Source organism: Paenibacillus sp. IHBB 10380 (assembly GCF_000949425.1).
Taxonomy (GTDB): Bacteria; Bacillota; Bacilli; order Paenibacillales; family Paenibacillaceae; genus Paenibacillus_AQ.
In genome coordinates, this window is record NZ_CP010976.1 from 330,877 (window position 1) to 343,882 (window position 13,006).

11 protein-coding genes are annotated in these 13,006 nt (G+C 40.6%); 7 read left to right on the plus strand and 4 right to left on the minus strand.

Annotation, left to right across the window (positions count from 1 at the left end; all coding sequences use genetic code 11):
* Positions 1–49 precede the first annotated feature (49 nt).
* The 7 genes from ectB to UB51_RS01290 all read left to right on the plus strand — a co-directional run bounded on the left by ectB (position 50) and on the right by UB51_RS01290 (position 7,333).
* Entirely contained in the window at positions 50–1,312 is a 1,263-nt protein-coding gene (ectB, locus tag UB51_RS01260; RefSeq protein WP_044875728.1) for a diaminobutyrate--2-oxoglutarate transaminase, read from the plus strand.
* Positions 1,313–1,549: 237 nt separating this feature from the next.
* Entirely contained in the window at positions 1,550–1,870 is a 321-nt protein-coding gene (locus UB51_RS01265) for a PadR family transcriptional regulator (protein ID WP_044875729.1), read from the plus strand.
* Entirely contained in the window at positions 1,863–2,405 is a 543-nt protein-coding gene (locus UB51_RS01270) for a DUF1700 domain-containing protein (protein ID WP_044875730.1), read from the plus strand. The genes UB51_RS01265 and UB51_RS01270 overlap by 8 nt, the downstream gene beginning before the upstream one ends.
* Positions 2,406–2,411: 6 nt before the next feature.
* Complete coding sequence (locus UB51_RS01275) at positions 2,412–3,173, plus strand: DUF4097 family beta strand repeat-containing protein (protein WP_044875731.1); 762 nt, start codon at positions 2,412–2,414, stop codon at positions 3,171–3,173.
* A 280-nt stretch (positions 3,174–3,453) separates the two neighbouring features.
* Positions 3,454–4,230 (plus strand): ABC transporter ATP-binding protein, encoded by a 777-nt coding sequence (locus tag UB51_RS01280; protein WP_044875732.1) that lies wholly within the window; start codon positions 3,454–3,456, stop codon positions 4,228–4,230.
* A gap of 3 nt (positions 4,231–4,233) precedes the next feature.
* Positions 4,234–6,645, plus strand: coding sequence for an ABC transporter permease (locus UB51_RS01285; protein ID WP_044875733.1), 2,412 nt, complete (start codon positions 4,234–4,236; stop codon positions 6,643–6,645).
* A 190-nt stretch (positions 6,646–6,835) separates the two neighbouring features.
* A complete protein-coding gene (locus UB51_RS01290; protein ID WP_044875734.1) occupies positions 6,836–7,333 on the plus strand; it encodes an LURP-one-related family protein in 498 nt (165 codons plus the stop codon).
* Here UB51_RS01290 and UB51_RS01295 read toward each other — a convergent pair.
* The 4 genes from UB51_RS01295 to UB51_RS01310 all read right to left on the minus strand — a co-directional run bounded on the left by UB51_RS01295 (position 7,319) and on the right by UB51_RS01310 (position 12,612).
* The gene (locus tag UB51_RS01295) at positions 7,319–7,540 is read right to left on the minus strand and encodes a hypothetical protein (protein WP_044875735.1); all 222 of its coding nucleotides are present in this window, start codon (positions 7,538–7,540) and stop codon (positions 7,319–7,321) included. The two genes, UB51_RS01290 and UB51_RS01295, sit on opposite strands and share 15 nt — an antisense overlap.
* Positions 7,541–7,799: 259 nt before the next feature.
* A complete protein-coding gene (locus UB51_RS01300) occupies positions 7,800–9,620 on the minus strand; it encodes an ABC transporter ATP-binding protein (protein ID WP_052675721.1) in 1,821 nt (606 codons plus the stop codon).
* The gene (locus UB51_RS26130; protein WP_052675722.1) at positions 9,617–11,458 is read right to left on the minus strand and encodes an ABC transporter ATP-binding protein; all 1,842 of its coding nucleotides are present in this window, start codon (positions 11,456–11,458) and stop codon (positions 9,617–9,619) included. The genes UB51_RS01300 and UB51_RS26130 overlap by 4 nt, the downstream gene beginning before the upstream one ends.
* A 50-nt stretch (positions 11,459–11,508) precedes the next feature.
* A complete protein-coding gene (locus UB51_RS01310; protein WP_044875736.1) occupies positions 11,509–12,612 on the minus strand; it encodes a winged helix-turn-helix domain-containing protein in 1,104 nt (367 codons plus the stop codon).
* Positions 12,613–13,006 lie beyond the last annotated feature (394 nt).

Sequence of the window (13,006 nt, forward strand, 5' to 3'; positions counted from 1 at the left end):
GCCACAATGAAAAACGAAAACTAAGATTGACGAGGAGGATGAAGAGAAGATGAAGACGTTCGAAATGCTAGAGTCCAATGTTAGGTCTTATTGCAGAAGTTTTCCAGTCGTTTTCGATAAAGCGAAGGGTGATCAAATGTTCACAGAAACAGGTGAATCTTATATCGATTTTTTTGCGGGAGCCGGTGCACTTAATTACGGTCATAACAACGAATTTATGAAATCTAAAATTATGGAATATGTCGCATCAGACCGGATTATGCATGGATTGGATATGTATACCAAAGCGAAGGAAGAATTTATAGTTTCTTTTTCGGAACACATTTTAGAACCCCAATCATTGAACTATAAGCTACAATTTTGTGGTCCGACGGGGACAAATGCTGTGGAGGCAGCATTAAAGCTTGCACGGAAGGTGAAGAATAGAACGGGCGTCTTTGCTTTTATGGGCGGCTTTCATGGAATGTCACTAGGTAGCTTGTCGGTCACCAGTAGCAAATCGATGCGTGAAAGTGCGGGGATGCCGCTAAGTAATGTTACCTTTATTCCTTACGGTCAGTCATTTGAAGGATTGGATACCATCAGATATATGGAACAGATCTTTTGTGATACGCATTCCGGGATCGAAAAACCAGCGGCGATTATATTGGAAACTGTTCAAGCGGAGGGCGGTGTAAATGTAGCTGAGATTGAATGGTTGCAAAAACTGCGGCATTTATGTGACGACTATGATATTTTGTTGATCGTTGATGATATCCAAGTAGGCTGCGGTAGAACGGGACCTTTCTTCTCGTTTGAACGAGCGGGTATCATTCCTGATATCGTTATTTTGTCCAAATCGATTAGTGGATATGGGTTACCTATGTCCTTACTTCTTATAAAACCAGAATTGGATATATGGGCTCCAGGAGAGCACAATGGGACATTCAGAGGGAATCAGCTTGCCTTTGTTGCGGCCAAAGCTGCTTTAGAGCTGAGAATGACAGAGAGACTTGAGAATCAAGTGAGTGAAAAGGAGGCTTTTCTGAAACATTATTTGAAAAATGAAATTGAATCAATAGAACGTGGCATTCAAATTCGTGGTATTGGCATGATCTGGGGCATTGATGTATCTCATCTGGGTGAAGCTGTAGCCCGTGATATTACATCTATCTGTTTTAAAAATGGGCTCATTATTGAAAGAGCAGGTCGCAATGATACGGTGATCAAAATTATGCCTCCCCTGACGATAGATATGGGGAATTTAAAGAAGGGTTGCGATATTATTAAAGAAAGCTTCAGTAAGGTTTGCAATACATTTAGCGTTCTATAACAATGAACGGTTTCAGAAGACACTAAACAACCTTAGTCCGGTTAAGAACCGAACCAAGGCTGTTTAGTGATGTTTTTATATATATGTTTACTTGACAAGGGAGTTCAGCTGTAATGATTGTAACATGAAAAATAATATAATGACATGTACCTTGCAATAAACAGTAGTGGATGTTAATATATGTATATAAAGGTATTGAGTATTACACAGTACTGAGTAAAGTGATGGTGAAGAATATTGAATATTCAATTTAAGAAAGGTGTGTTGAAGCTTTGTGTTCTCGTCTTGACGGCTAACAAAGATCGTTATGGATATGAACTAGTGGAACAGATTTCACAGAGATTTGAAATAGCGGAAGGCACGATTTATCCGTTGCTAAGAAGGCTTGCCTCTGAAGGTTTATTTTCTACCTATTTATTTGAATCGATGGAAGGACCCCCGCGGAAGTACTACAAGATTACGGATCAAGGAAGGAAAGTAATGAATGAGCTTGTAACTGAATGGGGAAAGTTTGCTGGAGGAGTACAAGAGATGGTTCAGGGAGGTTTGGATGAGTAAAGAGATGTATTTAACCGAGTTGTTTCAATATCTAAAGCCACTTCCACCAGATGAACGAGAAGAAATTATGGCAGATTATGGCGAGCACTTTGAACAGGCAGAATTAAAGGGACGTTCAGAGAAAGAGATAATCAGCAGGCTAGGAAATCCGAGACTGGTCGCTCGTGAGGTGCTTGCTCAGACTGAAATTCAGAAGGCAGGAAGATCACCTTCGCTTCCTACCGTAACTAAGGCAGTTATGGCGACAGTTAGTTTAGGTTTGTTCAACTTGATCATTGTTTTGCTGCCGTTTGTTGCCTCGCTATTATTGTTTGCTGGAGTGTATGGGTTCGCATTCTTTTTGATAATATCACCAATCCTGTTGTTTATTCAGCACCAGTTGGTCTCTATCTTCATCAACGACTTCTTTCTCATGCTGGGCTTTGTAGGCTTAGGACTGTTGTTATTGATCGGAGCTATGAAATGCACTGGTGTATATTATAAACTTGTTATTCATTACTTGCAGCATAACCTGAGAGTCATAGGAAGGATATGATCTAAATTGATTAAAAATCCACGAAATATATTGAGGGTTGCCATTGTTTTAATTATCGTTGCTATCATTGGTAATATTGCGATGTATATGATGGGGAATTCCCCTTTTAATGTAGGGGAGCTTGCAATAACTAAGAACATCCAAGCGGATCAAGTAACGGATCTAAATATTGTTGCAGAGACAGGATCTGTGAAAGTAATCCCAGTTAAGGGGAATGAGATCCAAGCGACACTAGAGGTAAAGGCGACAAAAAAATCAATAAAAGATTACCATTTAAATGTTAAGGAAGACCATGGTCGTGTCCAAGTTGAGATTATACAGAACAGTAGAATGCGCCTTTTTGATCTCTATACGGATCTGCAGCTTACTGTAGGCATACCCGCTGTGAAGATGAAACAGCTTCAGATAGATACGGATACAGGGAACATTAATGTATACTCGGTTAATGTTAGTGAATATCGGCTTGCTAGTGATACTGGTCGTATTGAAGTTAATGTAATTGAGGGTTTGTTTGACATAAAATCAGACACCGGGAATGTTGCTATAGCTCTTGAGAAAATTAACTACGACATCATCGCTACAACGGACACAGGGAATATTAATATACAGACGGCCCAAGCGCCTGAAGCGCTTCGTACCAAACTAGAGACAGACTCAGGGAAAATAAATGTTACATTGCCTCATTACAAAGATGGTTATATCGGTGACGGCGGCCCATTGATTAATCTTGTCTCTGATACAGGTAATTTACACATTGGAAATAAATAATTAATTACAATCCACTTTAACCCCACGAATCTAGATGAATGAGACGGTTTGCTGCTATGCTTTACCGGTCATCTCGACATCATGCTTAATACACCTCAGTGAATAGTTACTTTTTACCCAACCCAAGATCATAACAATATAAATTACTAATATATGCTGTTTAACTCCGTTATTATTTGCTTCATAGGCATGGGGGAGAAGCGTAAGGACTTCTTCAACGAAATTAATGTAAAAATTTTAAAATAATAAAATAAAATGTAATTTGATAGGGGATATATGTATGATAACGGCTAATATCAAAAAGACAGTAATGATCGAAGCAGTTGACTTGTGTAAGTGCTATTCCACTGGATTGGAACAATTTCATGCAGCAAAAAATGTTAATCTTAAACTGTATGAAGGTGATTTCACTGTCATTATGGGCAGTTCAGGATCGGGTAAATCAACGCTTTTATACTTGCTAAGTGGTCTAGATAGTCTGACTTCTGGAAAAGTGTATTTCAAAGGGCAACGGATCGACGAATATTCAGAAAAAGAGATAACTGATTTTCGGTCCAACAAAATTGGTTATGTATATCAGTCCATAAATCTAATTCCAGATTTTACTCTGTTCGAAAATGTTGCATTTCCAGGATATGTGGCTGGACGTAGTAAAAGCGAAATGGATGAGCGGGCGACTATGTTGTTGAAAATGATGGACATTGAAGTACAGAGTGATCGCTTGCCATCTCAAGTATCTGGTGGGCAACAGCAGCGAGCAGCCATTGCTCGTGCGCTGAGTAACTCGCCTGAAGTTATTTTTGCCGATGAGCCAACAGGGGCGCTCAGTCAAGAGCAAGGGACGATAATATTAGATATTTTGACAGAGATTAATCAGAATTCTCAATCGATCGTTATGGTGACACATGATATCAAAGCAGCTTGTAGAGCAGATCGATTGATTCTTGTAAAAGATGGGAATATCGATGATATATTGGAGCTTGGGAAATATACACCGAAAGAAATGAAAGCAAGGGAAAACCAAATTTTCTCATTCATTTCAGGGAAGGGGCGGTAACGAATGTTTCCTGTATGGATGTTATGTTGGTCGAACCTGAAAAATAAAAAGGTACAGAACGGCTTTATGGCTATAATCATCATGCTCTCTGCACTGCTCCTATCTACTGCCGTGTTAGTGGTTAACAATACTAATCGCGTGTATGAGGATATGCATACAAAGGTTAATGGTGCTCATCAGATCTTAAGGTTTGAGAATGGCATTCACGATCCATACCGGGTTAATCAGTGGTGGGCAGAGCAAGAAGGAGTTACTACTTCAGAAGTGATGCGATACCGCTATCTGTCCAGTATGGTTCATGATGGAGAGGAAATTCCCAATGTAGATTTGTTTATGATGGATACACCGAATGCACCATTCTCTGTCGACAAGCTTTTGTTTGTGCAAGGGGGGGAGAGACAAACGCCCGAACCTGGAACAGCCTGGATTCCGACATCGCTTGCTTATTCCAACAATATTCAGGTTGGAGATCGGATTGAATTTAAAACAGATAAAGAAACAATCCAATTGCAGGTCGCTGCAGTAGTTGTGGACATCTCCTATTGTTCACCGTTTGCAACAAGCGGGAGAATTTGGATGAATGATCAGGATTTTAATAACCATTTGTCAACATTACAGGGTAATGACATGTATATGACCGAAATGCGTTTTGATGATTATAGTCAGAACAGAACTTACTGGGAAAATTTCGAGAAATTTTTAGGTACTCCCTATTTGGAATCTGTGAAAGACTTTGAAAGTATATCATCCTACTATATGATAGCTAATCAAGTTATTAGTTTTATTATGGTTTTTCTAGCTGTTGTCATGATATCAATTGCATTGTACACACTCGGATTTACTATTTCTGATGCGATCTTATCCAGTTACAAAACGATAGGTATCATCAAGTCAGTGGGATTATCCTCTCGCAAAATTATATCTGCATATGTCACGCAATATACGTTGATCGCCTTTGTGTCGGTTGTTCCAGGGATTTTGCTTAGTTATTTTTTCTCCAACAAAATTGTTAGTAGCTCTATGGCTTATCTGAACACAAGTTCGTCGAATATGAATATTCAATTTTCGGGTATTGAGATATGGGTTGGTCTTGGGGTGGTCACCATTATTTTTCTATCCGCACTGCTTTTCTCATATAAAGCCCGTGGTGTAGAGCCTGCGCAAGCCATTCGTTATGGAATGTCAGAAAAAGAAAGCTCAAAGATGTCAAGCCGTATGAATACAGGGAAAAAGAAACTGTTGCAACTTGGTCGTCTTCCGATTGAATTCATCATCGGGCTAAGGGGAGTGAGAAAGAATATTCGTGGCTCTTTACTGATCATCCTCATTACGGCCTTGTCTACATCTGTCCTAGTATTTGGATTTATGTTCGTATATAGCATTTCTTCTATCCACCAAACGATTGCAAAATGGGGATATGATTCGGCAGATCTATCCGTGAGGATCGATAACCCTGCCAAACTTACCTATGAACAATTACATGGAGAAGTATTGTCAGACAAAAGGGTAAAGAACTTTAGCCTATACGGGGATGCCAATGCAGTATTACCGATTAGCAAGGAACTTGCAGCAGATATGGAACAAGATTCCATGGGAATCTTGCTCACGGTAGCTGATGGGAATTATGACGAAATAGGCTATGAAAATGTAAAAGGACATAATCCGATCAAAGACGATGAAATTACGATCGGTGTGAATGTAGCCAAGAAACTTCAGATAGATGTAGGTGATCCGCTGGACATTTACATTGAAGGAGAAAAGTATACACTCACCGTTACGGGAATTTATCAGGCGATAGCGAATATGTCCAACACGGGTCGAATAACAGCTGATGCGGTCAGAAAGGCCAATCCCAACTATGGATCTGCTATGAATACGATCTTCATCAATCTTGAAGATGGCGTTTCTATCAATCAATTTGTAAACGAATTGCACAATAAATACGGGAATGCACTCTGGACAGCAAGTCAAGCTACTTTGGTAGATGAAGTATTCTCTCAGGCAGTCACAATTTTAATATTACCGATGTCGGTGATGGCATTACTGTTTATTGTTGTAACGTTTATTATTATCTACAGTATATGTCGCATTAATATGAAAAAAGAAAGTCGAACGTATGGCATATATAAATCGATAGGTATGACTTCTAAACAGATTCGTCTGTCGATCGGAGCAGAAATATTGGTCGTATCTAGTATTGGGGCCATAGTTGGAATTCCATTCGGATTGCTAGGTCTCCCGCCATTACTAAATGTTATTTTGGCGGATTACGGAATTGTTAAAGTACCGTTAATTATGAATGGGGGAGGAATTATAGCGATGATTCTCTTAAGTATTCTAGTAGCATGCCTGGGTTCTTGGTTTGCATCCAGAGTTGTGCAAACAGCATCTCCACGTATCCTGACGGTAGAATGATTTGAGATCATCTGTCAACTCAAAATGAATGAAAGTGGATATTTGAAAACAAGGGGTTGTCCCAAAAACCATTAAAAGTGGCTAGGGATAACCTCTTTAAATTGTTAAATAATTCAATATTATTTCTGATTTATCAAGTATTTCCATGGTAAAATATATATTATTGACAGAGCGAGGAGTGATCGCGGCAATGGAATTATATTTTAAAGATAATTTTTTTAATGCAGGCATCTCAGATCTTATGAACGAGGCTGGTGAACCGGTTGGAAGCATCGATTTAAAAAGTGCTATCGGTTCTTCACTTGATGTGTATGATTCTACAGGTGCAAAAGTGTGTGGAGGGAAATTTCGATTTTTGTCTAATAAATGGGGAATAATTGATAATAAGGACGAACTTATGGGTGTGCTGAGAGCTAGAATGAGCTTCTTTTCTAAAAAATATGAGTATGATGCAGGTAATAGGGGAACGTACGAAATTACTTCACCGGCTTTTTCTAAGGAATATAATATTCAAAGTGCCAATGGAGAGACAGTGGTTACATTCGCTAGAGTAAACGGTTGGCTTCAACCTGGAGCATATGGTCTGCATAATAAATCATCAGAGTTGAATCATTATGAACTGGTTGCAGTGGTTATGGGAGTACATGAAATTCAGAAGAGATCGAGGTCCAATTCAAGCGCAGGTTAGTAAATAAAAGAAATAAAAGGAATCACTGCTGTCATGAGCGGGATTCCTTTTATATTTATTATACATTTGTGTTCGCTTCTGTTTAAGGGTAGGTGTAACTTTAACGGTGGGCTTAACACCATGCCATGAGCCCCTGAGTAACTCTGGATTAACTTTACCTTGTTGTGCAAGTTTTTGTCTTGCCTTTTTAGCCTTACTTATAGACATGTTTTTGTTCCTCCTATATTTAGCTTAATGATATGGATACTTTCTTATTATACGCTTTTATCTACGATTATGTTTCAATTCATCGATAGGATCTATTTTTCACTTAAACGGAGAAGGAAATCAACGATTTCATTAAGAACTATCATAATGATTATCGAAATCTAGTAAACTTCCTATTGGGTCGGCTGTGGCTTTCTTTATGAAGTGATGAGCCAGCGAAAGCCACACGACCTTATTGGAATTCTTATTGGTCTAACCTTTAGGCAGGAAGCATAGACTCTACCTCATCTATAGCTTCAGCTTCCGTTGCTCTAAATTGAATGTTGTATAATTCGGCGTACAGTCCATTCATCTCTAACAGAACTTCGTGAGAACCCTCCTCGACGATAGTACCTTGATCTAATACGATAATTCTAGAAGCTTCCCGCACCGTGGATAATCTGTGCGCGATGACCAACGTTGTGCGATCCTTCATAAGTAAATCAAGGGATTGCTGAACAATCCGTTCGGATTCGTTATCCAAAGCGGAGGTAGCCTCATCCAAAAGAAGAAGTGGAGCGTTACGAAGGAAGGCTCTCGCAATGGCTATACGTTGTCTTTGTCCACCGGATAAGGTCGATCCATGTTCACCTAATAACGTGTCGAAGCCTGCAGGCATCTTTGAAATAAACTCTTCTGCGCCTGCTAGTCGGGCTGCTTCTTGAATATCTTCATCGGTCGCATCGCTTGCGCTGAAGGCGATGTTGTCCCTTATGGTTCCCGAGAATAGATAAGGGTTCTGAGGTACATACGTAATCATTGCGCGTGTTTCTTCGAGTTGATCTTGAACAGATTTCCCGTAAATGGAGATGGTACCAATATCCGGTTCATACAGCCCACAGCATAATCGAGCAAGTGTCGTCTTTCCTGAACCGCTAGGTCCCACAACAGCGATGGTCTCCCCAGGGGAGATATTCACATGAATTCCAGCAAAGAGTGATGATTCACTCCCATCAATCGAAGGGTGTCTGTAATGGACATTCTGTAAGGACAACGCGGCGATTCCGTCAGAAGCCAAGGGGAATGAGGTAGGTTGTGGTGAAGAATTCTCTGCCCCTTCTTCTGGCATTTCGAGAATAGCGAATACACGATCAGCTGCACCTAAAGCCTCTTGTACCCCGCCCCATGTCTGAGACATCTGCACAAATGGCCACTGCACGCGTCCCATCAAGAGGATAAATGCTAGTACTTCACCAGTCGACGTTCCTCCTCTAATAGCAGACAAAGCAATTAAAGCAGCACATGCAACCATGACCAGATTATTGATAAATGCTGATGATTGCCACAATAGTCCGTTTAGAAGAGTCCTCTTTTGCTGCAATTGGTTCAACTTCTCGCGTTCAAGCACATATCGTTTTAGAAGAGTTTCTTCTAGGGCGAACGCCCGCACGACTTTCATTCCCTGTAATGTTTCTTGTAACAGACCACGAAGCTCTGCCTCTCTCTTATAAATCTCAGTGGATAATTTACGTAGCTTTCGATCAAAGAAACGGCCAGAAAGAAATACAATGGGTCCAGAACCAAGGGCTAGAAGTGCGATCCACACGTCCATTTGGGCCAGATATAGAAACGAAACAAAACAGAGAAGAAGATTGTACCCAAGATCGTATACAATGCTATCTACCATACCGATCGCCATACCTGCATCCTTATTATTGCGTGAGGTGAGATCTCCCGAATGCATCGATTGGATTTGGCGGAAAGGAATCTGTTGACTTTTATCGAAAATTTTGGCACGAAAATCCCAAGACATACGACTCTGCACAACGAATCGGAAGTAATGTTGTACTATGATACAACAGATAATAACGACACAGGCCGTTGCACAAATGACCGTCACACGCATAAGAGAGTCCATACTCGAACTATTGATCGTATCAATGAATACCTGCTGAACGACTGCAAAACCGATGTCCATAGCGAGTCTGGCAGACAGAAGGAGGATGGCAACAATAAATCCGATACGGTAGGGAACGGAATAAGACATCAATCTACGTAGAATGTACCCCAATTTATGATCGGCGGAATTTTTCACTTTCATGCTTCGACCTCCATATCCTCAACAGAGACATTCTTTTTCTTGAAACTTGTCTCAACCATGGTTCTATACTTACCTTCTGAAGCCATCAACTCGTGGTGTGTGCCTGCTTCAACAACAGACCCCGCTTCCATATAATAAATTCGATCTGCATCTCGAATGGTGGATAATCTGTGGGCGATAACTACGGTAGTTCGACCATACATGAGTTCTTTGAGTGCTTGTTGGATAATCTCTTCATTATGGCTGTCAAGTGCTGCTGTGGGTTCATCGAGAAGCAACAGCTTCGGCTGCCGTACAAATGCTCTAGCAATGGATAAGCGTTGCCGTTCTCCTCCGGACAATGTAAGTCCTCGTTCACCGATGACAGTCTCGTATTGTAAAGGAGTTGTCATGATGAATTCGTGAATACCTGCGCTTTGTGCGGCTTGAATAATGTCATCATATATGGCATCTGGTTTTCCCCATGCGATATTCTCATATAGCGTACCGGAGAAAAGATACGATTCTTGAGAAACGTAAGCGATGTTATTACGCCAGACACGAGGATGGATGCCGCTTAACGGTATATCGCCGCAGCTTATGCTACCTTCAAGGGGTTCATAAACGGCAAGAAGTAAATTAAGGAGGGTGCTTTTGCCACTACCACTAGGTCCTGCAAATGCCGTCACCTTCCCAGGTTCGATCGTAAGTGAGACGTCAGTCAACACTTGATCATCACCATAGCGGAATCCGACTCGCTCGAATGTGATAGAGTGTAAACCACTAACAACGTGATTGGTGGCTACAGACATCTCTTTGTGATCGTTATAAAGATCAGATTCATAGTCTATTCCCTCTTCTTTCAGATCGAGGACTTCAAACACACGTTTACCTTGTGCCAAGGAAGCTTGCATTTCAGTCCATAGGTTGGCAAGGCGAGATACGGGGTTCGTGATTTGCTCGAAACAGTAGAGGAATGCTGCGATAGCTCCTACATCAAGTTGACCATCAATGACGAGGTAACCACCATAGGAGAGTACGTACAGCAAACCACCAAGTATAACGGCTAGGGGCATGTTATACCCCACCGCTTCTATGCGAGAGATAGGTAAATGAATTTTAAAATATTGCTTCACTCGTTGTGCAAATTGATCACGAAGCTTGGGAGCAAGTGAGAAGGCTCGCACGACCTCAGCACCTTGTACGGTGTCTTGAATGAAAACTTGTTGTGCTGATTCTACTTGTTGTCTTTGCTCATGCATGGAGCGCAGACGAGAAGTGAAAGGTATCATGACTAGAGGTACTAAGGAGCAAATGATCAGAGTCCCCAAGGTTAATACATATTGGAGGGACAATAGGTACGTAAGGAGGAAGGTGAGTTGCATCAGATTGGTCAGCAACTCGATTGTTTTTTGATTGATACCTTGTTGGGCAACAACAGCAGAATCATTAATACGACTTATAAGATCGGCAGAATGATAACGGTCTAGATCCTTCATATGTACTTTTAATAACTTAGAGAGCATAGAGGCTTGGAGTGTAGCAGTCGACTTAAATTCAAGTAACCCTGATAAATAAGTTCTGAGGAAGTTTGCGCAAGCATCCACGATAACGACCACGGCACCAAATATGAGACTTGACACCAATAATGGCATATCCTGATTTGTAGCGGCATTGATGATACGACGTAAAGACTCGGCCAAGGCCACAGTCGCAAGCGAGACGACCGCGGCCAGGAGACACAATATAATATACCGACCCAAGTAAGGTTTACCTAGCCTGATTAATCGTTTCAACGTGCTAGAAGTAGCTGGTATGGCTGGGTTAGTTACAACCTCTTCTTTCATTGCTCCGCTCAAGTTACATCCTCCCAATGATCAATTAGATTCACTTCTATTTACGGGGCTAATTAGTAATCTTCGTCCAGCATGACTCTAGTTGTTAAAGCTAGCAATTCCCGCAGTTTATCCACATCCAGATGGTAATACAGTCGATGGTCTTCCCTTTTCAGTTCAATTAGATTTAAGAAGAATAAGAAGTTGGCATGATAATTGACTGCGGCTGGCGTTATGCCGAGTTTTGTTGCTATTTCCTTTCCATAGTGAGGACGTTTTCGTAGAAGCATTAAGAAGTCTAAGCGTCTTTTATCTGAGAATGCCTTTAAGAACAGTTCTGTCTTCTCTCGATCGGCAGCAGGGCCGAATACGCGATCGTTATGTATACCGAAAATAACCCATCCAATCCAAGAGGTTCCGGTATTAAAGGTTAGGTGGTGGTTACCTATTTGTGAAATGAAACTGATATGGAAGGTTGTGGGTATGTCATAGATAGCTGGATCGATTTTGTTGATACCACGAATGAATCGCTCGGGATTGGTATGAAAAAGTTCTTTGTAGACTAGTGAAGCTTGTTCAGACTCTTTCCTAAATTGATCTCTCCAGAGAACAAAGGCATCATGGTAGAACTGGCGAATGAGTTGCATATACCGTAATTTCGTCTCTTCTGGATGGGCAAGACATTCGAGTAGTGGTTCATGTGCTTCCACAACCTCCGGTTGAGGTTTCGTTTTTTTTACGATCTCAGACAGCAAACGCAGGTCCTTTTTGACGTCCTCCCAATCCATGTCTTGTAGAAGCTCATCCATTTTATCGTAATACACACCGAACACCATTTGTGCTACTACCTTTTCTGCAGGAGTCTGCTCTAGACTCGTAATCCATTCTTCTGCAGACTGCGGTTCCACCGAGGAACCGATCGATTCATAGAAAGCGAAATCAAGTCCTTTATGTAAAAAGTGATATTGGAAAAAAAACTGAAGCTCCCGAAGCGTATGAGGTGACAATCGTGCCTGTGTCTCTTCATGAAAGGACAAAGCAAGTGGGTCCATCTCAAGTTTGTAATCCTCTGCTAGTGCGAGCATTTGCCCTTCACAAGCGATCATCCCCATGGAAACAATCATTTCTATAGCCTCGTTGTAGGCAAAACGGATATTTTTATTTAATAAGTCCTTCATGTTGTCCTCCTTGTAGTATTTTTTTATATTCATTAAATATTAAATGGAATAAACCAACATTTAATTATGACTTAATGTTAAAGTAAACCATAATCTACTTTTTGTAAATATAAAAATTATGATGAAGGGTAGAAAGGGCTAACTATAGTTTCAAATGAGTTCTTTGTGTTAACAGAAAAAAACGTGAAATTTTTGGGGGTTTGCAAGGGTAAATTTGGACAGTTTCAATTTCAGAGACTAATAGATCAATTAACAAAAATTAAAAATTGACGGCTTGTTAAAAGCGTTATAGTATAAATGAAAACGGTTTCACGAATTGGAATATGTTTCTGTTTTAGAATGATCTACAAGAGTGCTGACTATTATGAATGTAGTGGATTATCAATTGAAATTT

Coding starts and splice junctions, on each gene's coding strand:
- UB51_RS01280 (WP_044875732.1), top strand. CDS start 3,454: ATGATAACGGCTAATATCAAAAAGACAGTAATGATCGAAGCAGTTGAC.
- UB51_RS01300 (WP_052675721.1), bottom strand. CDS start 9,620: ATGAAAGTGAAAAATTCCGCCGATCATAAATTGGGGTACATTCTACGT.
- UB51_RS01290 (WP_044875734.1), top strand. CDS start 6,836: ATGGAATTATATTTTAAAGATAATTTTTTTAATGCAGGCATCTCAGAT.
- UB51_RS01270 (WP_044875730.1), top strand. CDS start 1,863: ATGAGTAAAGAGATGTATTTAACCGAGTTGTTTCAATATCTAAAGCCA.
- UB51_RS01295 (WP_044875735.1), bottom strand. CDS start 7,540: ATGTCTATAAGTAAGGCTAAAAAGGCAAGACAAAAACTTGCACAACAA.
- UB51_RS01285 (WP_044875733.1), top strand. CDS start 4,234: ATGTTTCCTGTATGGATGTTATGTTGGTCGAACCTGAAAAATAAAAAG.
- ectB (WP_044875728.1), top strand. CDS start 50: ATGAAGACGTTCGAAATGCTAGAGTCCAATGTTAGGTCTTATTGCAGA.
- UB51_RS01310 (WP_044875736.1), bottom strand. CDS start 12,612: ATGAAGGACTTATTAAATAAAAATATCCGTTTTGCCTACAACGAGGCT.